The 25244-nt window shown below is 53.4% G+C and carries 24 protein-coding genes; 16 read left to right on the plus strand and 8 right to left on the minus strand.

Annotated elements, in window-relative coordinates:
• From hpaD to ACLJR2_RS19490, 7 genes are all read left to right on the plus strand, one after another.
• The gene (gene hpaD, locus ACLJR2_RS19460; protein WP_000517001.1) at nucleotides 1–852 is read left to right on the plus strand and encodes a 3,4-dihydroxyphenylacetate 2,3-dioxygenase; all 852 of its coding nucleotides are present in this window, start codon (nucleotides 1–3) and stop codon (nucleotides 850–852) included.
• A 9-nt stretch (nucleotides 853–861) separates the two neighbouring features.
• Nucleotides 862–1242 (plus strand): 5-carboxymethyl-2-hydroxymuconate Delta-isomerase, encoded by a 381-nt coding sequence (locus tag ACLJR2_RS19465; protein WP_001119853.1) that lies wholly within the window; start codon nucleotides 862–864, stop codon nucleotides 1240–1242.
• Nucleotides 1243–1386: 144 nt separating this feature from the next.
• The gene (gene hpaH, locus ACLJR2_RS19470) at nucleotides 1387–2190 is read left to right on the plus strand and encodes a 2-oxo-hept-4-ene-1,7-dioate hydratase (RefSeq protein ID WP_000884795.1); all 804 of its coding nucleotides are present in this window, start codon (nucleotides 1387–1389) and stop codon (nucleotides 2188–2190) included.
• A gap of 10 nt (nucleotides 2191–2200) precedes the next feature.
• The gene (gene hpaI, locus ACLJR2_RS19475) at nucleotides 2201–2992 is read left to right on the plus strand and encodes a 4-hydroxy-2-oxoheptanedioate aldolase (protein WP_000785071.1); all 792 of its coding nucleotides are present in this window, start codon (nucleotides 2201–2203) and stop codon (nucleotides 2990–2992) included.
• Between the two features lie 71 nt (nucleotides 2993–3063).
• Entirely contained in the window at nucleotides 3064–4440 is a 1377-nt protein-coding gene (gene hpaX, locus ACLJR2_RS19480; RefSeq protein WP_001285806.1) for a 4-hydroxyphenylacetate permease, read from the plus strand.
• A gap of 9 nt (nucleotides 4441–4449) precedes the next feature.
• A complete protein-coding gene (hpaA, locus tag ACLJR2_RS19485; RefSeq protein WP_000336602.1) occupies nucleotides 4450–5346 on the plus strand; it encodes a 4-hydroxyphenylacetate catabolism regulatory protein HpaA in 897 nt (298 codons plus the stop codon).
• A gap of 13 nt (nucleotides 5347–5359) precedes the next feature.
• Nucleotides 5360–6298, plus strand: coding sequence for an MBL fold metallo-hydrolase (locus ACLJR2_RS19490; protein ID WP_000976557.1), 939 nt, complete (start codon nucleotides 5360–5362; stop codon nucleotides 6296–6298).
• A 407-nt stretch (nucleotides 6299–6705) separates the two neighbouring features.
• Here ACLJR2_RS19490 and ACLJR2_RS19495 read toward each other — a convergent pair whose 3' ends face one another.
• From ACLJR2_RS19495 to cbpA, 3 genes are all read right to left on the minus strand, one after another.
• Nucleotides 6706–7068, minus strand: coding sequence for an anti-adapter protein IraM (locus ACLJR2_RS19495; RefSeq protein WP_001537781.1), 363 nt, complete (start codon nucleotides 7066–7068; stop codon nucleotides 6706–6708).
• Between the two features lie 653 nt (nucleotides 7069–7721).
• Entirely contained in the window at nucleotides 7722–8027 is a 306-nt protein-coding gene (gene cbpM / locus ACLJR2_RS19500) for a chaperone modulator CbpM (protein WP_001284251.1), read from the minus strand.
• Nucleotides 8027–8947 (minus strand): curved DNA-binding protein, encoded by a 921-nt coding sequence (cbpA, locus tag ACLJR2_RS19505; protein WP_000420605.1) that lies wholly within the window; start codon nucleotides 8945–8947, stop codon nucleotides 8027–8029. Before cbpA ends, cbpM begins: the two co-directional genes overlap by 1 nt.
• A 235-nt stretch (nucleotides 8948–9182) precedes the next feature.
• On the opposite strand from cbpA, the gene ACLJR2_RS19510 reads away from it, so the two are divergent.
• The 5 genes from ACLJR2_RS19510 (at nucleotide 9183) to agp (ending at nucleotide 13970) form a co-directional block, all read left to right on the plus strand.
• Nucleotides 9183–9545 (plus strand): hypothetical protein, encoded by a 363-nt coding sequence (locus ACLJR2_RS19510; protein WP_001118900.1) that lies wholly within the window; start codon nucleotides 9183–9185, stop codon nucleotides 9543–9545.
• 48 nt (nucleotides 9546–9593) lie between these two features.
• The gene (locus ACLJR2_RS19515; protein WP_000972973.1) at nucleotides 9594–11480 is read left to right on the plus strand and encodes a protein-disulfide reductase DsbD family protein; all 1887 of its coding nucleotides are present in this window, start codon (nucleotides 9594–9596) and stop codon (nucleotides 11478–11480) included.
• Entirely contained in the window at nucleotides 11477–12100 is a 624-nt protein-coding gene (locus tag ACLJR2_RS19520) for a DsbA family protein (RefSeq protein ID WP_000876685.1), read from the plus strand. Before ACLJR2_RS19515 ends, ACLJR2_RS19520 begins: the two co-directional genes overlap by 4 nt.
• Entirely contained in the window at nucleotides 12090–12596 is a 507-nt protein-coding gene (locus ACLJR2_RS19525; RefSeq protein WP_000907528.1) for a protein disulfide oxidoreductase, read from the plus strand. The genes ACLJR2_RS19520 and ACLJR2_RS19525 overlap by 11 nt, the downstream gene beginning before the upstream one ends.
• A gap of 132 nt (nucleotides 12597–12728) precedes the next feature.
• Entirely contained in the window at nucleotides 12729–13970 is a 1242-nt protein-coding gene (gene agp, locus ACLJR2_RS19530) for a bifunctional glucose-1-phosphatase/inositol phosphatase (protein WP_000749201.1), read from the plus strand.
• A gap of 33 nt (nucleotides 13971–14003) precedes the next feature.
• Here the strand turns inward: agp and ACLJR2_RS19535 are convergent, their stop codons facing one another.
• On the minus strand, nucleotides 14004–14231 hold the full coding sequence (locus ACLJR2_RS19535; protein ID WP_001143125.1) for a YccJ family protein: 228 nt from the start codon (nucleotides 14229–14231) through the stop codon (nucleotides 14004–14006).
• A gap of 20 nt (nucleotides 14232–14251) precedes the next feature.
• Complete coding sequence (gene wrbA / locus ACLJR2_RS19540) at nucleotides 14252–14848, minus strand: NAD(P)H:quinone oxidoreductase (protein WP_001062898.1); 597 nt, start codon at nucleotides 14846–14848, stop codon at nucleotides 14252–14254.
• A gap of 384 nt (nucleotides 14849–15232) precedes the next feature.
• On the opposite strand from wrbA, the gene ACLJR2_RS19545 reads away from it, so the two are divergent.
• On the plus strand, nucleotides 15233–15400 hold the full coding sequence (locus ACLJR2_RS19545) for a general stress protein (protein WP_001273663.1): 168 nt from the start codon (nucleotides 15233–15235) through the stop codon (nucleotides 15398–15400).
• A gap of 136 nt (nucleotides 15401–15536) precedes the next feature.
• Nucleotides 15537–16175 carry an HTH-type transcriptional regulator RutR gene (rutR, locus tag ACLJR2_RS19550; RefSeq protein ID WP_001534610.1) on the plus strand — a complete coding sequence of 213 codons (639 nt, stop codon included), beginning with the start codon at nucleotides 15537–15539 and terminating at the stop codon, nucleotides 16173–16175.
• On the opposite strand, the gene ACLJR2_RS19555 is transcribed toward rutR, so the two are convergent.
• Both ACLJR2_RS19555 and putA read right to left on the minus strand, forming a co-directional pair.
• On the minus strand, nucleotides 16172–16567 hold the full coding sequence (locus tag ACLJR2_RS19555; RefSeq protein ID WP_000821061.1) for a lysozyme inhibitor LprI family protein: 396 nt from the start codon (nucleotides 16565–16567) through the stop codon (nucleotides 16172–16174). The two genes, rutR and ACLJR2_RS19555, sit on opposite strands and share 4 nt — an antisense overlap.
• A gap of 58 nt (nucleotides 16568–16625) precedes the next feature.
• A complete protein-coding gene (gene putA / locus ACLJR2_RS19560) occupies nucleotides 16626–20588 on the minus strand; it encodes a trifunctional transcriptional regulator/proline dehydrogenase/L-glutamate gamma-semialdehyde dehydrogenase (protein ID WP_000537510.1) in 3963 nt (1320 codons plus the stop codon).
• Between the two features lie 420 nt (nucleotides 20589–21008).
• On the opposite strand from putA, the gene putP reads away from it, so the two are divergent.
• Both putP and phoH read left to right on the plus strand, forming a co-directional pair.
• Nucleotides 21009–22517: a sodium/proline symporter PutP gene (gene putP, locus ACLJR2_RS19565; protein WP_001018463.1), complete on the plus strand. Its 1509-nt coding sequence runs from the start codon at nucleotides 21009–21011 to the stop codon at nucleotides 22515–22517.
• 892 nt (nucleotides 22518–23409) lie between these two features.
• Entirely contained in the window at nucleotides 23410–24198 is a 789-nt protein-coding gene (phoH, locus tag ACLJR2_RS19570) for a phosphate starvation-inducible protein PhoH (protein WP_000533527.1), read from the plus strand.
• 105 nt (nucleotides 24199–24303) lie between these two features.
• On the opposite strand, the gene ACLJR2_RS19575 is transcribed toward phoH, so the two are convergent.
• A complete protein-coding gene (locus tag ACLJR2_RS19575; RefSeq protein WP_000433673.1) occupies nucleotides 24304–25185 on the minus strand; it encodes a MurR/RpiR family transcriptional regulator in 882 nt (293 codons plus the stop codon).
• Between the last annotated feature and the right edge of the window lie 59 nt (nucleotides 25186–25244).

Consider the following 25244-nt stretch of genomic DNA (forward strand, 5'->3'; position numbering starts at 1 on the left):
ATGGGCAAGTTAGCGTTAGCAGCAAAAATTACCCACGTGCCGTCGATGTATCTTTCTGAACTGCCGGGAAAAAATTACGGTTGTCGTCAGGCAGCCATTGATGGGCATATTGAAATTGGCAAGCGTTGCCGCGAAATGGGCGTTGACACCATTATCGTATTCGACACCCACTGGCTGGTGAATAGCGCTTACCACATTAATTGTGCCGACCATTTCCAGGGCGTCTATACCAGCAACGAATTGCCGCACTTTATTCGCGACATGACCTATGACTATGACGGTAATCCGGAGCTCGGCCACCTGATCGCCGACGAGGCAGTCAAACTGGGCGTACGCGCTAAAGCGCATAACATCCCGAGCCTGAAGCTGGAGTATGGCACGCTGGTGCCGATGCGCTACATGAACAGCGACAAGCACTTCAAAGTGGTCTCCATCTCGGCGTTCTGTACTGTGCATGACTTTGCCGACAGTCGCAGACTGGGCGAAGCCATTCTCAAGGCGATTGAGAAATATGACGGTACCGTAGCGGTATTCGCCAGTGGTTCTCTGTCGCACCGTTTTATTGATGACCAACGGGCGGAAGAGGGGATGAACAGCTACACCCGCGAGTTCGATCACCAGATGGACGAGCGCGTGGTCAAGCTGTGGCGCGAAGGCAAATTCAAGGAGTTTTGCACCATGTTGCCGGAGTACGCCGACTACTGCTACGGCGAAGGCAACATGCACGACACGGTCATGCTGCTGGGAATGCTGGGTTGGGACAAATACGACGGCAAGGTGGAGTTCATCACCGACCTGTTCGCCAGCTCCGGTACCGGCCAGGTGAACGCTGTTTTCCCGCTGCCTGCGTAAGGGGGGGTTATGCCGCACTTTATTGCTGAATGTACTGAAAATATTCGCGAGCAGGCTGATTTACCCGGCCTGTTCAGCAAGGTAAACGAGGCGCTGGCCGCCACCGGGATTTTCCCCATCGGCGGTATCCGCAGTCGCGCCCACTGGCTGGATACCTGGCAGATGGCTGACGGTAAGCATGATTACGCGTTTGTGCATATGACGCTGAAAATCGGCGCCGGGCGCAGCCTGGAGAGCCGTCAGGAAGTTGGCGAAATGCTGTTTGGGCTGATTAAAGCCCACTTCACCGACCTGATGGAGAACCGCTATCTGGCGCTGTCGTTTGAGATTGCCGAGTTACATCCGACGCTCAATTACAAACAAAACAACGTACACGCGTTATTTAAATAGCACACTCTTTCGCCCGGTGGCGCTGCGCTGACCGGGCCTACAAAAAAAACGATGCACGAAGCAATACCGAACCGTAGGCCGGGTAAGACGCACCCGCGTCGCCACCCGGCGCAGCAGCACCGAATGACGTAACAGGAAGCAACTATGCTCGATAAACAGACCCATACCCTGATCGCTCAGCGACTTAATCAGGCTGAAAAACAGCGTGAACAGATTCGCGCAGTGTCGCTGGATTATCCCAACATCACTATTGAAGATGCCTATGCCGTACAGCGCGAATGGGTCAATATCAAGATTGCCGAAGGGCGCACGCTCAAAGGCCACAAAATCGGCCTGACCTCAAAAGCGATGCAGGCCAGCTCGCAAATCAGCGAACCGGATTACGGCGCGCTGCTTGACGATATGTTCTTCCATGACGGCGGCGATATCCCCACCGACCGTTTTATCGTCCCGCGTATTGAAGTGGAGCTGGCGTTCGTGCTGGCGAAACCGCTGCGCGGCCCCCACTGCACGCTGTTCGACGTCTACAACGCCACGGATTATGTGATTCCGGCGCTGGAACTGATTGACGCCCGCAGCCACAACATCGACCCGGAAACCCAGCGTCCGCGCAAAGTGTTCGACACCATTTCCGACAACGCCGCCAACGCCGGGGTGATCCTCGGTGGTCGTCCCATCAAACCAGACGAGCTGGATCTGCGTTGGATTTCCGCGCTGCTCTATCGCAACGGCGTGATCGAAGAAACCGGCGTCGCCGCAGGCGTGCTGAATCATCCGGCCAACGGCGTGGCGTGGCTGGCGAACAAGCTTGCCCCCTACGATGTCCAGCTTGAAGCCGGGCAGATCATCCTCGGCGGCTCGTTCACCCGCCCGGTGCCGGCGCGCAAGGGCGACACCTTCCATGTCGACTACGGCAACATGGGCGCGATCAGTTGCCGGTTTGTGTAAGGAAAAAACGATGAAAAATGCTTTCAAAGACGCGTTAAAAGCGGGGCGTCCGCAAATCGGTTTGTGGCTGGGGCTTGCCAACAGTTACAGCGCTGAACTGTTAGCGGGCGCCGGCTTCGACTGGCTACTGATTGACGGTGAACACGCGCCAAACAACGTGCAGACGGTGTTGACCCAGTTGCAGGCGATTGCGCCTTATCCCAGCCAGCCGGTGGTGCGTCCGTCATGGAACGATCCGGTACAGATTAAGCAACTGCTCGACGTCGGCGCGCAAACGCTGCTGATACCGATGGTGCAGAATGCCGATGAAGCGCGAAACGCCGTGGCGGCTACGCGTTATCCGCCTGCCGGTATTCGCGGCGTGGGCAGCGCGCTGGCGCGGGCATCGCGCTGGAACCGCATTCCGGAGTATCTCCACCTGGCCAACGACGCCATGTGCGTACTGGTGCAGATTGAAACGCGTGAGGCGATGAGCAATCTGGCGTCAATTCTCGACGTGGATGGCATTGACGGCGTGTTTATTGGTCCGGCGGACCTCAGCGCCGATATGGGCTTTGCCGGCAATCCGCAGCACCCGGAAGTGCAGGCGGCGATTGAGAACGCCATCGTGCAGATACGCGCGGCGGGGAAAGCGCCGGGGATTCTGATGGCCAATGAAGCACTGGCGAAACGTTATCTGGAACTGGGGGCGCTATTTGTCGCCGTCGGCGTTGACACCACGCTGCTGGCGCGCGGCGCGGAGGCGCTGGCGGCGCGCTTTGGCGCAGAAAAAAACCTGTCCGGTGCGTCCGGCGTCTATTAAGCCTGGCCCGGTAAGCGTAGCGCTACCGGGCAACCGTAGTACCCTACAAAATTCCCATCAGAGGAAAAAAAATGAGCGACACATCATCTGCACTTCCGGAAAGCCCCGAGTCTGTCAGTTCGCGCAACGCGCTCAGCACGGGTCAACAAACCGTCATAAATAAACTGTTCCGCCGACTGATCGTATTTTTATTCGTGTTGTTTATCTTCTCGTTTTTAGACCGTATCAACATCGGTTTTGCCGGGTTGACGATGGGGCAGGATCTGGGGTTAAGCGCCACCATGTTTGGCCTTGCCACGACGCTGTTTTACGCCACCTACGTCATTTTCGGCATTCCCAGCAACGTGATGTTGAGCATCGTCGGTGCCCGCCGCTGGATTGCGACCATTATGGTGCTATGGGGCATTGCATCTACCGCCACGATGTTCGCGGTGGGACCGAAAAGCCTGTATGTGCTGCGAATGCTGGTGGGTATTACCGAAGCGGGCTTTTTGCCAGGAATATTGCTCTATTTAACCTACTGGTTCCCGGCATTTTTCCGCGCCCGCGCCAACGCATTATTTATGATTGCCATGCCGGCCACTACCGCGTTGGGGTCGATTGTCTCCGGCTATATTTTATCGCTGGACGGCATATTCAATCTGCATGGATGGCAGTGGTTATTCCTGTTGGAAGGATTTCCGTCAGTTTTGTTAGGCATTATGGTCTGGTTTTACCTGGATGATACCCCGGCAAAAGCCAAATGGCTGACGGCAGAGGATAAAAAATGTTTGCAGGAGATGATGGATAATGACCGCCTGACGCTGGTTCAGCCGGAGGGGGCCATCAGCCATAACGCCATGCAGCAGCGTAGTCTGTGGCGCGAAGTATTCACGCCAATTGTACTGATGTATACGCTGGCCTATTTTTGCCTTACCAATACGCTTAGCGCCATTAGTATCTGGACGCCGCAAATCCTGAAAAGTTTTAATGAAGGCAGCAGCAATATCACCATCGGCCTGCTGGCGGCGATCCCGCAGATTTGTACTATTCTGGGCATGATTTACTGGAGCCGCCATTCGGACAAACATCAGGAACGTAAACATCACACGGCGTTGCCATTCCTGTTTGCCGCCGCGGGCTGGCTGCTGGCGTCGGCGACCGACCATAACCTGATCCAGCTCCTGGGGATCGTGATGGCATCCACGGGTTCCTTTAGCGCGATGGCGATCTTCTGGACCACGCCGGATCAGTCGATCAGTTTACGCGCCAGGGCGATAGGCATTGCGGTCATCAATGCCACCGGCAATATTGGCTCCGCGCTTAGCCCGTTTATGATTGGCTGGCTAAAAGATATCACCGGTAGCTTCAATAGCGGACTCTGGTTTGTCGCTTCTCTGTTAGTCGTCGGCGCCGCCATTATCTGGCTCATTCCCATGAAAGCATCGCGTCCGCGCGCCACCCCTTGAGGAGAAACTATGTGCCAACGTGCGATCGCCAATATTGATATCAGCAAAGAGTATGACGAAAGCATGGGCAGTAACGATGTGCATTATCAGTCGTTTGCTCGTATGGCGGATTTCTTTGGTCGTGATATGCAGGCGCATCGCCACGACCAGTTTTTTCAAATGCACTTTCTTGATACCGGGCAGATTGAGCTACAGCTCGACGATCATCGCTATTCGGTGCAGGCGCCGCTATTTGTGCTTACGCCGCCCTCGGTGCCGCATGCTTTTATTACCGAATCGGATAGCGATGGCCATGTTCTGACGGTACGCGAAGAGCTGGTTTGGCCGCTGCTGGAAGTGCTTTATCCCGGCACCAGAGAGGCCTTTGGCCTGCCGGGAATCTGCCTGTCGCTGGCGGATAAACCCAACGAGCTGGCGGCGCTCAAACATTACTGGCAGCTAATTGAGCGGGAGTCCACGGAACAACTGGCTGGCTGCGAACATACCCTGGTGCTACTGGCGCAGGCGGTATTTACCTTGCTGTTGCGTAATGCGAAGCTGGACGATCACGCCGCAACCGGGATGCGCGGTGAACTGAAACTTTTTCAGCGCTTTACCCTGTTAATTGACAACCACTTCCATCAGCACTGGACGGTGCCCGATTATGCCTGCGAGCTGCATATTACCGAATCTCGTTTGACCGATATTTGCCGACGTTTTGCTAATCGCCCGCCTAAACGCCTGATTTTTGATCGGCAATTACGCGAGGCGAAACGACTGCTGCTTTTTTCCGACAATGCTGTCAACGAGATCGCCTGGCAATTAGGTTTTAAAGATCCGGCTTATTTCGCCCGTTTCTTTAATCGCCTTGCTGGCTGTTCTCCTTCGCAGTTTCGCCAACGTGAAGTTCCCTCTTTTCTCAACTAAGAAGAGTAAAAACATGATGAAAAAAAGCGTCGCTATGCTGGCGGTTTGTATGCTGGCGCAAAGCCACCTTGCCATTGCTGCCGGTGCTCCTGCGCCTCAAGAGATCAACATTGTTTTACTGGGCACCAAAGGCGGGCCTTCTTTGCTCAATACAGCCAGACTACCGCAAGCGACGGCGCTCACTATCGGCGATAAAATATGGCTGATAGATGCCGGCTACGGCGCCAGTCTGCAACTGGTGAAAAACGGCATTCCACTGCGCAACATCAATACTATTTTGCTCACCCATCTGCACAGCGACCACATACTGGATTATCCTTCCTTGCTGATGAATGCCTGGGCAAGTGGTCTGAAAGACCATACCATACAGGTGTATGGCCCGCCGGGAACCCAGGCGATGACGAAGGCTAGCTGGAAGGTCTTTGACAGGGATATCACGCTACGCATGGAAGAAGAGGGGAAACCCGATCCGCGCAACCTGGTTAAGGCGACCGATATTGGCCAGGGCGTCATCTATAAAGATGAACTGGTCACAATAAGCGCGCTAAAAGTGCCTCATTCCCCTTTCCCGGACGGTGAAGCGTTTGCTTACCGTTTTGATACCCAGGGTAAGCGAATCGTCTTCTCTGGCGATACGTCCTGGTTTCCGCCGCTTGCAACGTTTGCCCAAGGGGCGGATATCCTGGTACATGAGGCGGTACATGTCCCTTCGGTAGCAAAACTGGCTAATAGTATTGGCAACGGAAAAACGCTGGCTGAAGCGATTGCGTCGCATCACACCACGATTGAAGATGTCGGTAAGATTGCTCGCGAGGCCCACGTGAAAAAACTGGTGTTAAGTCATCTGGTGCCTGCGACGGTTGCGGATGACGTCTGGCAACAGGAAGCCATGAAAAATTACCCGGGCCCTGTCATTGTCGGTCATGACAATATGACGATAAGCGTACCGTAAGTATCAGGGCAGGGGTAAACCCACGGGCTGACATGATGTCAGCCCGTTATGCTTTTGGCGATCAGCATGACGCGCAGAGCTTTTGTCTAAAACATTATTTTTTCTAAACACTACTTGCTGATTTTTATGCACAATAAAGGTAAGATGATTGCTCTGGTGAAATATCACTAAATAAGAATGTCACGGATGGAATTTATACAGTGTTAAAAGCAATGCGTTTCTTTGTCTGCCGGCCATCAGTAATATCCTCTGTACCGGCTCCTCGTTGCCAAAGTGAAGGTTAGATTAAACGAATTAAAAAATATCCGAACTGTACAATTTTTATATCAAACATATTTAACTGCAAAATACTGCAAACGTGCGCGAATACACTTAATCAGTAGTATGGCTAATGCATACTTTATTTCCTAAACTTTCTTATTATCTATTTGAATATTTCTGGTTAAACCAAATGGGCAAACGGATACCAGACACTCGAAAGGATAACTGCAGGCTTCTGGTTTAGGATTGCAGTTACCAGGACAGTGGCTATTTTCTTTAAGCGATTTCCATAGAACAGGATTAAACCTGGTAACGTTGTAAACAGTAACGGGATAAAGTTTATCGTTTATTAAGACCCCCTTATTAAAGGGGATGATAATGCTACCTGGAGGCATGTAAACATCTGCCTGATACCATAAGGTCAATCTAAGATTTTTTAGGCTATGTATGCATGAGAACGACACTCCGGTAGAGGGACTTATAACTGTATCAACGACCTTCCATTCCATTACAGAAACCTTTTAAGTGAAATAGTCAATGGTGTAAATTACATTTTCCGCAAGCCTATTCAGGATAGATGAAAATCTGAGAAACATAACTCGTTGAAAACGATCGTTTTTTATTGACCACTCTATTTATATTGATTTTTTAATAAGTTATTTATTTTATGCTCTTATTTTGTTTACATTCTATTACATTTTTGTATTTTAGGCTTGGTGTAAATATTGGGCGGTAGTGGATGTTATAACGCTCAATTATTAAACTGTAAGTGACTGTTGTATTTCTTATTTATAAATACCGCAACCTGTAAGCGCAGCGGTACATTTTACCCGGCATTGACAGGGAGAAGGTACGTATCAACCAGAGAGTACAAAACAGTGAAAGAATATATTCTTCAGGCAATAAATGATCGCTAACGTGTAAAAATAACCGACGTATCTAAAAAATGTGAACGTGTGGCTGGTCTTTATTTAAACGATGATCTTCGCAATGGCGCATTAATGGCTGACATTGGCGGTTCGTTGATCGGGTTGTGCGCGGTGAAAGGCTATATTTCTTCCGTTGGGGGAAGTATGTCAGAGGCATTCTGGTATTATATCGGGTGCATGTAAATCCGGGGTGGGCAGAAAGCCCACCCTCGGTTTATTGCCTTTATCGTGGATTAGGGATGCGAGATAAAGCGAGAAAGGCGTTGCAGCAGTAACCGGTTTTCTTCGCGCAGCCGTGAATTCTCTTCCAGCAGCGTTAACGCGACCGCGATCCCAGGCCAGTCGAGCGCCAGCTCCTCGCGTAAGCGTAGCGCGCGTTGTACCACGCTCGCTGCGCGATCGTCGAATTGCCAGTCGGCGTTATCGTCTTCGTAAGGCTCAATTACGCCAAGTCCGACGATTTCGTTTAGCTCCTCTTCCGTCACGCCGGTGTGCAAACAAAATTCGGTGATGGTAAAGGTGACAGTGATGTTAGCCATTATGCTTTCCCCCATTGCTGGCGTGGGTCAAAGGACGACTGCGCGTCCGCCAGTTGTTGCCACAGGGCAGCTGTTTTCTCGTCAGGTTTCGGCGGCATAACGATTTTGATGATGGCATAGAGATCGCCAGTGTGCTTTTTACTGGATAATCCTTTTCCTTTGATACGCAGCCGCTGACCAGCCTGGCTGCCGGGGGGAATGGTCAGCAAAATACGCTCTTTAAGCGTTGGCACAGACACCTTAGCGCCGAGCGCCGCCTCCCATGGGGCAAGCGGAAGGACGACTTCCAGATCCTGATTGACAATATCAAAGAGCGGATGCGGGGCAATATGGATAACGAGCCATAAATCGCCATTAGGTCCGCCGTTTTCCCCCGGCGTGCCCTGGCCTTTCAGTCTGATTCGTTGCCCGTTGCTGACGCCAGCCGGGATTTTCACATTCAATGTTTTGGGAATTTCCCGCTCCACCAGGCCGAACGCGTTATAAACGGGGACGGAATAGCTAATCGTACGCTGGTGCTCTTCCAGCGTTTCTTCCAGGAATACCGCCACTTCAATTTCGATATCATGACCGCGTGCGGCGTGGCGGTGGTGCGAATGGCGACCGTGCTGACCAAAAATAGACGAGAAAATATCATCAAAATCTTCGGCGTTATACGGCTGGCCTTCGTGTTGCTGGAACTGGCGATTAAATTGTGGATCGTTACGGTGTTGCCATAACTGGTCATACTCGGCGCGCCGTTGCTCATCACTCAGCACTTCCCATGCTTCAGCAACCTCTTTGAAACGGGCTTCGGCATCGGGTTCTTTGCTGACATCTGGATGGTACTTGCGGGCCAGTCGGCGATAGGCGGTCTTAATCGTCTTGAGATCGTCCGTCGGTTTCACGCCCATAATGGCGTAATAATCCTTAAGTTCCATAGCATCATCTCGCTAAATCAATACATACAGAAGGGACCCCAAAAAGGTTTCTCCACTAAGTGTAGGGTAAACCTGAAAAGTGCGTATGAAAACACCAGTTATATCATTAGTAAGAATAAATTACGTTGTTCGACTATCAGAAGGTTGCGCAGCGCGCCGACATAACTTTACAGGGGAAAGGTTGCCAAAACCGCGCCAGTGGCTAAGATAACTCGCGTTAAACAGTGAGGGCGCAATGGCGAAACAACAACGGATGGGCTGGTGGTTTCTTTGCCTTGCATGTGTCGTGGTAATGGTTTGTACCGCGCAACGCATGGCGGGCCTGCACGCCTTGCAGATGCAGGCGACGGCCTCTGCTGCGGTGGTCAGCGCTCCCTCCTCGACAGATGACGGCTCGCCGGTCACTCCCTGTGAATTAAGCGCCAAGTCGCTGCTGGCGGCGCCTCCGGTACTCTTTGAAGGCGCTATCCTTGCGCTTTGTCTACTGCTTTCCTTACTGGCGCCTGTCCGGGGCATGCGCCTGCCGTTTTCGCCTCCACGGGCTATTTCGCCGCCCACATTACGGGTACATCTACGATTTTGTGTCTTCCGTGAATGACAGACCGGTTATTACTAACGGTTAATTACTCATTCACGGAGAAAAAATATGATGATTTTGTTCAGGCGGATACTGTTCTGCCTGTTATGGCTTTGGCTGCCCGTCTCCTGGGCGGCGGAAAGCGGCTGGCTGCGTTCGCCCGATAACGACCATGCCAGTATACGGCTACGTGCCGATACGTCCGCTAACGGTGAGACCCGGCTGTTGCTGGATGTCAAACTGGAAAACGGCTGGAAAACCTACTGGCGTGCGCCGGGGGAAGGGGGCGTGGCGCCCTCTATCGCCTGGAAAGGCGACATGCCTGAGGTAAGCTGGTTCTGGCCAACCCCCTCGCGCTTTGATGTGGCGAATATCACCACCCAGGGATATCACGACGAGGTGACCTTTCCGATGATCGTGCGCGGTACGCCGCCCGCGACCTTGAGCGGCGTGTTGACGTTATCAACCTGCAGCAATGTTTGTCTGTTGACCGATTACCCCTTTTCCGTGACGCCTACTGTGCAGAATGCCGATTTTGCCCATGACTATGCGCGGGCGATGGGTAAAGTTCCGCTCCGCAGTGGACTGACGGACTCGCTTGAGGTCGGCTATCGCCCGGGAGAACTGGTGGTCACTGCTACGCGAGCGGCGGGCTGGTCATCGCCCGGGCTCTATCTTGACACCGTAGATGACGTCGATTTTGCGAAGCCTCGCCTGCGCGTAGAGGGCGACAGGTTACAGGCGACGGTGCCGGTGATGGACAGTTGGGGCGAAAAGGCGCCCGATTTGCGCAACAAATCGCTGACCCTCGTGTTAGCCGATGGCGCTATCGCCCAGGAGAGCACGCAAACCATTGGCGCTGCGCCAGCGCAAACGCCGGACAATGCGGCGCTACCTTTCTGGCAAGTTGTAATGATGGCGCTGATCGGCGGACTGATTCTTAATTTAATGCCCTGCGTACTGCCGGTTCTGGGCATGAAACTTGGCTCTATTTTATTGGTAGAGGAAAAAAGCCGCTCTCACATCAGGCGACAATTTTTGGCTTCGGTCGCCGGTATCATTGCGTCATTTATGGCGCTGGCGGCGTTTATGACCCTCCTTCGCCTGTCAAACCATGCGCTGGCCTGGGGAGTCCAGTTCCAGAATGCATGGTTTATTGGTTTTATGGCGCTGGTTATGTTGTTGTTTAGCGCCAGCCTGTTCGGGCTTTTTGAGTTCAGGCTTCCCTCATCTATGACCACGAAACTGGCCACTTACGGCGGTAACGGTATGTCGGGACATTTCTGGCAGGGGGCATTCGCCACGCTGCTGGCGACGCCTTGTAGCGCGCCGTTTCTGGGCACGGCGGTCGCGGTGGCGCTCACGGCGTCGCTGCCGACGCTGTGGGGGCTGTTCCTTGCGCTTGGCCTGGGAATGAGCGCGCCGTGGCTACTGGTCGCGCTACGACCAGGGCTTGCGCTACGTTTACCGCGCCCCGGGCGCTGGATGAATGTCCTGCGCAGGATCCTCGGTCTGATGATGCTGGGGTCGGCTATCTGGCTGGCGACGTTACTCCTGCCGCATTTCGGCTTCACTGCGTCAAAGAGCGCGCAAGACACGGTTCAGTGGCAACCGTTGAGTGAACAGGCAATCCAGTCGGCGCTGGCGCAGCATAAGCGGGTATTTGTCGATGTCACTGCGGACTGGTGTATTACCTGTAAAGTGAATAAATACAACGTCCTGCAAAAAGAGGATGTACAGGCTGCCTTGCAACAGCCGGATGTTGTGGCGCTGCGGGGAGACTGGACGCTGCCGTCCGATGCCATTACAGATTTTCTGAAAACGCGTGGCCAGGTCGCCGTGCCGTTTAATCAGGTATATGGCCCCGGCTTGCCGGAAGGGGAGGCATTGCCCACTTTGCTGACCCGCGATGCGGTATTACAAACGTTGAAAAAAGCGAAAGGAATAACCCAATGAAATACATGATTGTTTTGCTGCTGGCGCTGTTTTCGACGCTGAGCATCGCGCAAGAAACCGCTCCTTTTACGCCGGATCAGGAAAAGCAGATTGAAAATCTGATCCATGCGGCGTTGTTTAACGATCCTGCCAGCCCGCGGATAGGCGCTAAACACCCTAAGCTGACGCTGGTGAACTTTACGGATTACAACTGCCCGTACTGCAAACAGCTCGATCCGATGCTGGAAAAGATTGTGCAGAAATATCCTGACGTTGCGGTCATTATTAAACCGCTGCCATTTAAAGGAGAGAGTTCCATACTGGCGGCGCGTATTGCGCTGACCACCTGGCGCGAGCATCCGCAACAGTTCCTCGCGCTACATGAAAAACTCATGCAAAAGCGCGGTTACCATACGGATGACAGTATTAAACAGGCCCAGCAGAAAGCTGGGGCTACGCCAGTGACTCTGGATGAAAAAAGCATGGAAACGATACGCACTAATTTGCAGTTGGCAAGGCTGGTCGGCGTGCAAGGAACGCCAGCGACGATCATTGGCGACGAGCTGATTCCGGGCGCAGTGCCCTGGGATACGCTGGAAGCGGTGGTGAAAGAAAAACTGGCGGCTGCCAATGGCGGGTAAACTGCGGCGTTGGCTGCGTGAAGCCGCGGTTTTTCTGGCGCTCCTCATCGCGATAATGGTGGTCATGGACGTCTGGCGCGCGCCGCAGGCGCCTCCGGCGTTTGCCGCGACACCATTACGTACGCTGACGGGAGAGTCGACAACTCTGGCGACATTGAGCGAAGAACGCCCCGTACTGCTCTATTTTTGGGCCAGCTGGTGCGGGGTATGCCGCTTTACTACGCCTGCGGTCGCTCGCCTGGCGGCGGAAGGGGAAAACGTCATGACCGTTGCGCTCCGCTCCGGCGATGACGCTGAGGTTGCCCGCTGGCTGGCGCGCAAGGGCGTTGACTTCCCGGTCATCAATGATGCTAACGGCGCCTTATCCGCTGGATGGGAAATCAGCGTGACGCCAACGCTGGTGGTGGTTTCACAAGGTCGGGTTGTGTTCACCACCAGCGGCTGGACCAGCTATTGGGGCATGAAGCTTCGGCTGTGGTGGGCAAAAACGTTCTGAATATGCGCCGGGGTTTCCCGGCGCTAACGCGTTTACTGTAAGAAAAACCCCCGTTTTGCGAAATCGTTCCCGGAAAAATGATCCATTTCTGTCACACTCAGAACGATTTGATAACAACAAGAGGTCATAGGGATGAAAAAATCATTACTCGCTGTTGCTGTGGCAGGGGCTGTTTTGTTGTCATCCGCCGTACAGGCGCAGACAACGCCGGAGGGTTATCAATTACAACAGGTGCTGATGATGAGCCGCCATAATCTGCGGGCGCCGCTGGCGAATAATGGCAGCGTACTGGCGCAGTCGACGCCGAACGCCTGGCCGGCGTGGGACGTTCCCGGCGGGCAACTGACGACGAAAGGCGGCGTGCTGGAAGTCTATATGGGACACTACACACGTGAATGGCTGGTCGCGCAGGGGCTGATACCGTCGGGAGAATGTCCGGCGCCCGACACGGTATATGCCTATGCGAATAGTTTGCAGCGCACCGTCGCCACCGCGCAATTTTTCATTACCGGCGCTTTCCCCGGCTGTGATATTCCTGTTCATCATCAGGAAAAAATGGGCACTATGGACCCTACCTTCAATCCGGTAATTACCGATGATTCCGCCGCGTTCCGGCAACAGGCCGTACAGGCGATGGAAAAGGCGCGTAGTCAGCTACATCTTGATGAGAGTTATAAACTGCTTGAGCAGATAACGCATTATCAGGACTCGCCGTCCTGCAAAGAGAAGCATCAGTGTTCGCTAATCGACGCGAAAGATACCTTCAGCGCGAACTATCAGCAAGAGCCTGGCGTGCAGGGGCCGCTGAAAGTAGGGAACTCGCTGGTGGACGCGTTTACCCTGCAATATTACGAAGGGTTTCCGATGGATCAGGTCGCCTGGGGCGGGATCCACACCGATCGGCAGTGGAAGGTGCTGTCAAAACTGAAAAACGGCTACCAGGACAGCCTGTTTACCTCACCCACGGTGGCACGCAATGTCGCTGCGCCGCTGGTGAAATATATCGATAAGGTGCTGGTTGCCGATCGCGTTAGCGCGCCAAAGGTTACCGTGCTGGTGGGGCATGATTCCAATATCGCGTCGCTGCTGACGGCCCTGGATTTTAAACCCTATCAGCTCCATGACCAGTATGAGAGAACGCCGATTGGCGGTCAGCTTGTCTTCCAACGCTGGCATGACGGCAACGCTAACCGGGATTTGATGAAAATTGAGTATGTCTACCAGAGCGCCCGGCAGTTACGTAACGCGGAAGCATTAACGCTTAAATCGCCCGCGCAAAGGGTAACGCTGGAACTGAAAGGATGTCCGGTGGATGCGAACGGCTTCTGTCCGCTGGATAAGTTTGATAACGTCATGAACACTGCCGCAAAATAGCCGTATGCCCCCGCGCAGGCGGGGGCGTTTGTGTTATACGTTTTTACGTTCGATGATTTGTTCGCCCCAGAAGAGCGAGTCTTTGTCCGTTTTCTCAAAGGCTTTGATCAGCACCTCATCGCTACCTTCTTCCCATATTTTTTCTGCCAGTTTCTCGTCATAGTGAGCGACTTCAAAAATGGCTTCGGCAATTTCCGGCGACGTATTACGCAGGCTTGCCCATTCGCCGACGCGGTGCGCTTTTGCTTCTTGAGTTGGCATTCGAATCCTCCTGTTGAAGATTAGCCGTTGAGTTTGACTGCCAGACCGGCGACGTATTCCCCCTGATAGCGAGCGATAGAGAGTTCCTCCTGGCTTGGTTGACGTGAACCGTCGCCTCCGGCGATAGTCGTTGCGCCGTAAGGCGTGCCGCCGCGAACCTGGGAGACGTCAAAGAGTTCCTGTGCGGCATAGCCTATCGGGACGATCACCATCCCATGATGGGCAAGAGTAGTCCAGGTCGAGGTGATGGTCTGCTCCTGGCCGCCGCCCGTTCCGGTAGAACTGAACACGCTGCCGAGCTTGCCGTATAGCGCGCCGGATGCCCACAGTCCGCCGGTTTGGTCCAGGAAGGTACGCATCTGGCCTGACATATTGCCAAACCGGGTTGGCGTACCAAAAATAATGGCATCGTAATCCGCCAGCTCCTGTGGGGTGGCAACCGGTGCGTTTTGTGTTTTACCGCCAGCTTTTGCGAAGATTTCAGGCGGCATTGTTTCTGGCACACGCTTTATAATGACCTCTGCGCCGTCGACTTTCTTTGCCCCTTCCGCCACCGCGTGCGCCATGGTTTCAATGTGTCCGTACATGGAATAATAGAGCACCAGAATCTTTGCCATTTGTACTACTCCTCAGATTAATCAGGTGTGTAGCGATTCGCTACGTCTATTTAAAGATATGCCCTCCTGTGAAGAGTGCAAATTTCAGCGCCATTTCTTTGATTTATAACAATAATTAATTTGGCGACCTTTGTTGCAAAATGATACATTTTTAAGCGCTTTGATTTTCCCAAATATAAGAATAACTTATTTATTTCTTATGGTTATTATTCTGCATATTCGGCTTCTAATGTTGCAGAATATTTCGGTAAGCGGCCTACCACGGCGTTTTTCACTATGCTTAATGTTACGCGGCGTTACTGATGATATCGTTCATACGCTGCGCGAGGAGATACTCCTCATTACCTATGCAATATGATGTCTAATCTATGACGGAGGTCAGTAATGGCAAACCATCGTGGCGGTTCCGGTAATTTTGCGGAAGACCGCGAAAGAGCATCAGAAGCAGGTCGTAAAGGTGGTCAGCACAGCGGGGGCAATTTTAAGAATGACCCGCAGCGTGCATCCGAAGCAGGCAAAAAAGGGGGCAAAAGCAGTAACCGTAATAGCTAGCCTGCGTCACAACAGCAAGACGCTGAGCGTTTCACGCTAAAAAGCGTCATGCGCCACCGCCGCCGGATTTCCGGCGGTTTTTTTGTTTATAAGCCGGATTTGGTATGCTTGCGTCCTGACAAAAAGGAGAGGGCGCATGTCGCAACGCACAGAGAAAAAAATCGGGAAACGCTCGCAGGCCACCGGTGCAAAACGGCAGCTTATCTTAACCGCCGCGCTTGCTGTTTTTTCCCAGTATGGTATCCATGGCGCGCGTCTTGAGCAGGTCGCCGAGCGGGCAGGCGTCTCCAAAACCAATCTGCTTTATTATTATCCTTCGAAAGAGGCGCTGTATGTCGCGGTAATGCGACAGATCCTGGATGTCTGGCTGGCGCCGCTCAAGGCGTTTCGCGCAGAATTTTCCCCTCTGGAGGCCATCAAAGAGTATATCCGTCTCAAGCTGGAGGTTTCGCGTGATTATCCGCAGGCGTCGCGGCTCTTCTGCATGGAGATGCTGGCGGGCGCGCCGCTCTTAATGGAGGAACTGACCGGCGATCTAAAAGCGTTGATAGATGAAAAATCCGCGCTGATTGCCGGATGGGGGCACAGCGGGAAACTGGCGCCCGTCTCCCCGCACCATTTGATCTTCATGATTTGGGCCGCCACGCAACATTACGCCGATTTTGCCCCTCAGGTTGAGGCGGTAACCGGCGCGACGCTTCGCGATGAAGCCTTTTTTAACCAAACGGTCGAAAGCGTTCAGCGCATTATTATTGAAGGGATTCGCGTGCGTTAACCGGCTGGCGGCAGTGGGCAGCTCAAATCACCCTCTTCACATTGCAGCAGCGAGGCTAAAAACGCTTCGCGTTCGTTCGTTTTATCGGTCAGGCACTGGCTGGCGATCATGGGTTGCACGCTGCCGCCCTCCGTACCTGAGCGAATCAGATCGCAATCGGCGTCCCGCAGTGCAATCCATGCCACCTGCGCTTTTTGCAACAGCTCGCGCTGCGGCGGTTGCGCACGCTTAATCGCGCTTTGATAGGTTTCGTTCAGCTTTTTATCTGCCGCCTGGTATTGCGCGGCGGCGCAGCGATTCATTTCCAGCTGCGTACTGGCGCTGGCACACTCATCGGCCAACGCCTGACTGCTGAACAACAACGCCGCGCAGGTAAGGAAAATTCGTTTCATACGGTCCTCTGACGCGAGTAAAAAGGCTCCATTGACGGAGCCTTAATTAACCACAGTATTAGCCAATTGTCATCAGGCTGGCATTACCGCCAGCGGCGGCAGTGTTTACGCTCAGCGAACGTTCAATATAGAGCCGTTCCAGCAGTATATTGCTTTCGCCGCGGGCGAACCCCTGTACCGACACTATCGCGCCTTCGCGGGCGGCGACGGCTTCGCAAACGGTTCGCAGCTTGTCGGAGTCGCCGTGGAAAATCACCGCGTCAAACGGCTGCGCCATCAGCGTTTCCGCTTTCGCAAACTGGACACGCGCCGCAACGGCGGCGGGGAGACGTTTCGCCAGATCGCGGTGGAAGGCGTCGTCTGACCATAGCGCCTGACTGCCGACGGCGAGAACAGCGGCAAGCTGCGTCAACGCGTCCTGTTCGTCATCAGCCAGGCATAATACCCGTTCACGCGGCAACAGCGTCCAGGTATTACGCTCGCCGGTCGGTCCCGGTAGCAGGCGCTGCGTGCCGGCCTGCGCCAGATCGGCGAATTGTCGGCAGAGCGTCTGTAGCGCCGGACGATCCGACGCCCATTGCGTCAGGGCGGTCAACGGCGCGAGTAGCGTGGTTTTAAGCTGCGCATCCACCGGGTAACGCGCATCCTGACGAGTCAGCGTCGTATTGAGCGCATTGGGCGGGCGGTGTGCCAGCAGGCGGTAGAGATAGAGCGGTCCTCCCGCTTTTGGCCCGGTGCCGGACAGTCCTTCGCCGCCAAACGGCTGGACGCCGACGACCGCGCCCACCATATTACGGTTAACGTACAGGTTGCCGACATGGGCGGAACCGGTGACTTGCGCAATGGTTTCATCAATACGGGTATGTACGCCCAGCGTTAGCCCGTAGCCGGAAGCGTTAATCTGTTCGATAAGCTCCGCCAGTTGGTTACGGTTATAACGCACGACGTGCAGCACGGGCCCGAAGACCTCTTTTTCCAGTTCTGCGAAGTTTTCCAGCTCAATAAGCGTGGGCATAACAAACGTACCGGTCTGCCATTCCTGCGCGTCATCGCTGTTTTCACGCGCGGCCTGGAAAACCGGGCGGCCTTTGGCGCGCATTGTCTGGATATGACGTTCAATGTTGGCTTTGGCCTCGCTATCGATCACCGGCCCGATATCGGTCGTCAGACGGCCTGGATTCCCCATCCGACACTCCGCCATCGCGCCGCGTAACATTTTCAGCGTATGTTCGGCGATATCGTCCTGCAAACACAGCACGCGGAGCGCGGAACAGCGTTGTCCGGCGCTGTCGAAAGCGGAAGCCAGCACATCCACGACCACCTGCTCGGTGAGCGCGGAAGAGTCGACAATCATAGCGTTCATACCGCCGGTTTCCGCAATCAACGGAATAGGGCGGCCCTGGGCGTCAAGACGCGTGGCGATGTTGCGCTGCAACAACGTCGCGACCTCCGTGGAACCGGTAAACATCACGCCGCGTACACGCGCATCGGCGGTAAGCTGGGCGCCGACGGTTTCTCCCCGTCCCGGCAACAGTTGCACGACGCCCGGCGGTACGCCCGCTTCCAGCAAAATGGCAATGCCCTGGGCGGCAATCAGCGATGTCTGCTCTGCCGGTTTCGCCAGAACGCTGTTACCTGCCGCCAGCGCGGCGGCGATTTGGCCGGTGAAAATGGCCAGCGGGAAGTTCCACGGACTGATGCAGACTACCGGCCCTAACGGGCGATGCGTTTCGTTATCGAAATCGTCACGCACTTGACCGGCATAATAATGGAGGAAGTCTACCGCTTCGCGCACTTCGGCAATGGCGTTGCTGAACGTTTTCCCCGCTTCACGCACCAACAGGCCAATCAACTGCTGCATTTGGTCTTCCATCAATACCGCCGCCCGCTGCAAAATAGCGGCGCGTTCTTGCGGCGGCGTCGCAAACCAAACCGGCGCCTGATTGACCGCGTTTTGCAATGCCTGTTCAACCTCGCTTTCTGTCGCTTCGCGTCCCCAGCCGACAATATCTTTCGGTTCCGCCGGGTTGATAACCGGCGTCATCTCACCGTCGGCCACCGGTTGTTCCAGCACAGGTTTGGCCTGCCATTTCTGCATGGCGTTGCTTAACAGGGCAGAAGAAAGCGAGGCGAGGCGATGCTCATTCGCTAAATCAAGTCCGGCGGAGTTTATCCGACCTTCGCCGTACAGATCGCGCGGCAGCGGAATTTTCGGATGCGGTATGCCAGCCTGACCTTCCTGCTGCGCCAGTTTTTCCACGGCCTCGACCGGGTCGGCCACCAGTTCATCGAGCGGTAGGGTGGCATCGGCGATGCGGTTGACAAAAGAGGTGTTGGCGCCGTTTTCCAGCAGGCGTCGTACCAGATAGGCCAGCAGGGTTTCGTGTGTTCCCACCGGCGCGTAAATACGGCAGGGACGGTTAAGTTTTCCGTCCGCTACTTTACCGGTGACCTGTTCATACAGCGGTTCGCCCATGCCGTGCAGGCACTGGAATTCGTACTGACCCGGATAGTAATTTTGCCCGGCCAGATGATAAATCGCTGCCAGTGTGTGTGCGTTATGGGTCGCGAACTGCGGGTAGATCAGATTAGGTACGGCAAGCAATTTTTTCGCGCAGGCCAGATAAGAGACATCGGTATACACTTTGCGGGTATAAACCGGATAACCCTCCAGCCCTTCCATTTGCGCGCGTTTGATTTCGCTATCCCAGTAGGCGCCTTTCACCAGACGAATCATCAGCCGACGGCGGCTACGGGAGGCCAGATCGACTAAATAATCAATGACCAGCGGGCAGCGTTTCTGGTAAGCCTGGATCACAAAGCCAATGCCGTTCCAGCCCGCCAGTTCGGGTTCGACGCAGAGTTTTTCCAGCAGATCGAGTGAGATCTCCAGACGATCCGCCTCTTCGGCGTCGATATTGAGACCGATATCATACTGGCGCGCCAGCAGCGTCAGGGATTTCAGGCGTGGATAAAGCTCCTCCATTACCCGATCGTATTGCGCGCGACTATAGCGTGGATGCAGGGCGGACAGCTTAATCGAGATGCCTGGCCCTTCGTAAATACCGCGACCGTTAGACGCTTTGCCGATGGCATGAATCGCTTGCTGGTAAGAAACCATATAGGCCTGCGCATCGGCGGCGGTTAACGCGGCTTCGCCCAGCATATCGTAAGAATAGCGGAACCCTTTCTCTTCCAGTTTTCGGGCATTCGCCAGCGCCTGAGCAATGGTTTCGCCAGTCACGAACTGCTCGCCCATTAAACGCATCGCCATGTCGACGCCTTTGCGGATTAACGGCTCGCCGCTCTTGCCGATAATGCGGTTCAGCGAGCGCGAAAGATTGGCTTCGTTATGCGTTGAGACCAGTCGGCCGGTAAAGAGCAGCCCCCAGGTGGCGGCGTTTACAAACAGCGACGGGCTACGGCCAATATGCGACTGCCAGTTGCCATTACTGATTTTGTCGCGAATTAACGCATCGCGCGTAGCTTTGTCGGGAATACGCAGCAGCGCTTCCGCCAGACACATCAGCGCTACGCCTTCTTGCGAAGAGAGGGAAAACTCCTGCAACAGGCCTTGTACCATACCCGCGCGACCGCTGGCGGATTTTTGATTGCGCAATTTCTCCGCCAGTTGATACGCCAGTTTATGCGCCTGCTCAGCGACAGGCGGCGACAGGCGCGCCTGTTCCATTAGCATTGACACCGCATCGGTTTCCGGGCGGCGCCAGGCGGCGGTGATGGCGGCGCGAGAGACGGATTGGGGAAGAATCTGTTCGGCAAACTCCAAAAAGGGCTGATGCGGCTCATCCTGCGGCGCGACCGGCTCCTCGCTTTCATTTGCCGCGCCGGCAAACAGCGCAGGTAGCTCCGGTAGCGTATCGCTATTTTCCAGCTTGTCCAGATAGCTAAAGATTGCCTGTTTTATTAACCAGTGCGGCGTGCGATCGATACGCGACGCGGCCATTTTGATCCGTTCGCGCGTGGCGTCGTCCAGCTTAACCCCCATCGTGGTGGTTCCCATACCCTCTACTCCTGTTATTCGCTCTATCTGCTAACCAATAGTTAGCGGAAAATATCCACTATGTTGCAACTTTGTGCAACCGCGTTAAATGTGACCTGCGTTGCAAGCTTAAAAATGAATAAATTGTTAAAAAAAGAAAGTGGGAGTCTGACGGGGAAAACCATCTGGATTTATTTTCTCTGCGGTAGTTAACACTTTTAAAAGGTGCAACCGCAAAAAATGTGAGAGAGTGCAACCTGGAGAAAAATAGTATCCCTATGCAATCAAATTTGATGTAAATGGTGTGTTAAATCGATTGTGAATAACCACCGCTTCCGGCAGGATACGGTCGCCCTGGTAACATAACACCCTTGCCACGTTCCGGCAGGGTACAAAACGGCACGCTACGGTAGTGCCAATAAATAAATTTGGAGAACCTTGATGGCTATTAGCACACCGATGTTGGTGACATTCTGTGTCTATATTTTTGGCATGATATTGATTGGGTTTATCGCCTGGCGCTCAACCAAAAACTTTGATGACTATATTCTTGGCGGTCGCAGCCTGGGGCCGTTTGTTACGGCTTTATCAGCCGGCGCGTCGGATATGAGCGGCTGGCTGTTAATGGGGCTGCCTGGCGCTATCTTTCTGTCGGGGATCTCTGAAAGCTGGATCGCCATTGGCCTGACGTTAGGCGCATGGATTAACTGGAAGCTGGTGGCCGGGCGCCTGCGCGTGCATACCGAATTTAACAATAACGCGCTCACGCTGCCGGACTATTTTACCGGTCGGTTTGAGGATAAGAGCCGAGTCCTGCGTATTATTTCCGCGCTGGTCATTCTGCTGTTTTTCACTATCTATTGCGCGTCAGGTATTGTCGCTGGGGCTCGACTGTTCGAAAGCACCTTCGGTATGAGCTATGAAACCGCACTGTGGGCGGGGGCCGCGGCAACCATTATTTATACCTTTATCGGCGGGTTTCTTGCCGTTAGCTGGACGGATACCGTTCAGGCCAGCCTGATGATTTTTGCGTTAATCCTGACGCCGGTGATGGTTATTGTCGGCGTAGGCGGTTTTAGCGAGTCGCTGGAAGTGATCAAGCAAAAGAGCATCGAGAATGTCGACATGCTCAAGGGGCTGAATTTTGTCGCTATTATTTCTCTGATGGGCTGGGGACTGGGTTACTTCGGTCAGCCGCATATCCTGGCGCGCTTTATGGCGGCGGATTCCCATCACAGTATTGTTCATGCGCGTCGTATCAGTATGACCTGGATGATTCTGTGTCTGGCGGGCGCGGTGGCGGTGGGCTTCTTTGGCATTGCGTACTTTAACAATAACCCCGCGCTGGCCGGGGCGGTGAACCAAAACTCAGAACGCGTATTTATTGAACTGGCGCAGATCCTGTTTAACCCGTGGATTGCCGGTATTTTGCTGTCTGCTATCCTGGCGGCGGTGATGTCGACGTTGAGCTGTCAGTTGCTGGTATGCTCCAGCGCGATTACGGAAGATTTATATAAGGCTTTTCTGCGTAAAAGCGCCAGCCAGCAAGAGCTGGTATGGGTAGGGCGAGTGATGGTGCTGGTGGTAGCGCTGATCGCCATTGCGCTGGCGGCGAATCCCGATAACCGTGTGCTGGGGCTGGTGAGCTACGCCTGGGCTGGATTCGGCGCGGCATTTGGACCTGTTGTCCTGTTTTCTGTGATGTGGTCGCGTATGACACGTAACGGCGCGCTGGCGGGAATGATTATTGGCGCGGTGACGGTTATCGTCTGGAAACAATATGGCTGGCTGGATCTGTATGAGATTATCCCTGGCTTCATTTTCGGCAGCCTGGGGATCGTAATCTTTAGCCTGCTTGGCAAAGCGCCGACAGCAGCGATGCAGGAACGCTTTGCAAAAGCGGACGCGCATTATCATTCCGCGCCGCCATCGAAGCTACAGGCGGAATAACCGACATGTCCGATAGCATTATTGCTATCGGACATATTTTACCAGGCGGCGTTATACGCCTGCCTGGCCCTCTGATAAGTCCCGGACCGATTGACTGAAGATGTTCAGGTAAATGAGGACGCTCTCTCAAACTATTTTTAGCCCTTGAGCGCCATTAACGCGGGCGTAATACGTCTCGAGTAATCACTAACTGGCCATATATGAAATCGCCTGTTAATGGTACCAATAGCCTTGATGCAATAGAGTAATGACAAAAATTAAAACGAGTCAGCGTTACTGGCGTAAGTATGCCGCACAAAATTTTGCATAAATAATGCCGTTTTAGCGATGGGAGAGAGGACTCGTTAATTACTCCATTTTAACCTTTTATATGTTGAATATTCAATGGGTTATGGGTGGTTTCACCATTAATACCCGCAGTAGCTAATGATTATCTTTTTTAGTCTCCTGCCGATGAAATAATCGTGTAATCTTTCTGTAAGAGACTGACAATGACGCAATAATGTTTGGTTAATACTTGGTGAATATATTGTTGCATTATTGATGTTTTGTGTTGTACTTAGTAGTAATAGCGGTAGTTCCCCGGCAGTGATGGTCACTCACTATGGAGATCGCGAATGGTAATGTCCGCACCAGGACACATTGTTTACAGTAGTTACAACACCCTGTACGGACATTCTCTCTCCGGTGGTGGTCTTGTCACCTTAAAAGCTCTCATCATTTCTCTTACTGTCCATACCCATGACGTCATATGTGGTGCGCGTAGCCGTGTGTGGCGTCGTTTCAAAAAGCAAGCTAAGGCTTACAAGGAAGCCAACCCTCAGATGTGTGTGCGCATAATCGCGTTCAAGAGAACGCGGGTGATGTATACCTACAACTCAAGGTGCTATCCATGGGAAGACAAAAAGCAGTGATCAAAGCTCGTCGTGAAGCAAAGCGTGTGTTGAGACGAGATTCGCGTAGTCATAAGCAACGTGAAGAAGAATCGGTCACGTCACTGGTACAGATGGGCGGAGTAGAAGCCATTGGCATGGCGCGCGATAGTCGCGATACCTCTCCTGTTAAGGCGCGAAATGAAGCACAGGCGCATTATCTGAACGCTATCGACAGTAAACAGCTTATTTTTGCGACCGGCGAAGCCGGCTGTGGAAAAACATGGATCAGTGCGGCAAAGGCGGCAGAAGCATTGATTCATAAGGACGTCGAGAGGATCATTGTGACGCGTCCGGTATTGCAGGCTGATGAAGATCTTGGTTTTTTGCCCGGTGATATCGCTGAAAAATTCGCGCCTTATTTTCGTCCCGTCTACGATGTCCTGCTTAAACGGTTGGGCGCGTCCTTTATGCAATATTGTTTGCGCCCGGAAATCGGTAAGGTAGAAATTGCCCCGTTCGCCTATATGCGTGGGCGTACTTTTGAAAATGCGGTCGTGATCCTCGACGAGGCGCAAAATGTGACTGCGGCGCAAATGAAAATGTTTTTGACGCGACTAGGCGAAAATGTCACGGTCATTGTCAATGGCGATATTACGCAATGCGACCTGCCGCGCGGCGTGCGTTCCGGGTTGAGCGATGCGTTGGAACGCTTTGAAGAAGATGAAATGGTAGGGATTGTGCATTTCAACAAAGACGACTGCGTGCGCTCGGCGCTTTGTCAGCGAACGCTTCACGCATACAGCTAATATAGCATTGACTTTCAGAGCCCGGGAGACCGGGCTTTGTTGTCTATAAAGCGTCCAGCAGACTCATGGACAAAAAAGGAAAATGACGCCTGTACGTGAAGGGAATTATTTTGTCATGTCCAGGGCATTCATTGTCCGTAATTTGCTTTCTCGGGCCTGTTCCGGCGAGGACTGTACAAGAAGGGTATAGAGCAGGTCAAAGACGAAAAGCTGCGCGGCTTTCGTACCGATCGAGTCACCCTGCAACATTCCTTGCCGATTACCATTGATCAGGCAAAAATCGGCCTCTTCACATAATGGAGAACCCAGATTATGGGTAATGGCGACTGTGGTGGCGCCAGCCTGTCGGGCCAATCGGAGTGAATGCACTGTTTCTGGCGATGTGCCCGAGTGACTGACACCCATCGCGACATCGCCTGCTTTTAATAGCGTAGCCTGCATGTACATAAAATGGTTATTGCTTACCGCATCGCCCCGTAAACCAATACGCATTAGCTTGTGTTTCATATCCAGCGCCGTGATCCCCGATGAGCCCACACCAAAGATATAAACTGAGTGACAGTGACGTAGGGCGTCCACGACACCGAGAACCTGTTGCATATCAAGCAGATTTAGCGTTTCAGATAATACATTACTAATGGTGTTCTGCAATTTTAAACCAATGGCGTGGGCATCGTCGGATTCGCTAACTTCGGCATCCAGTAGAGGACTACTGTCATCAGACTCGGTAGTGGCAAGTTCAATGGCCAGGTCCATTTTAAAATCCTGAAAACCTTTATAGCCCAGGGTGCGACAAAAGCGAATAACCGTGGCTTCTCCGGCCTGTGTGTCGCGCGACAAATCGGCAATAGATGACTGTGTCACCTGTCTGGGGAAGGCTAAAATATATTGCGCTATACGCTGGGAGGCACGTGTCAGGCTTTTTTGCATAGCACCCAGAGTGTCAAGGATTTTTCCGGGTTTAAGACGTGGGGGTTGAGGCTCCATATAGTTCCTGCTCTTGAGGGCTGATTGCGGCACAAAGCCTGCAATATCGAACAGAGCAG

Origin of the sequence: Salmonella sp. SAL03688, from assembly GCF_046551895.1 — a bacterium.
Lineage (GTDB): Bacteria > Pseudomonadota > Gammaproteobacteria > Enterobacterales > Enterobacteriaceae > Salmonella > Salmonella enterica.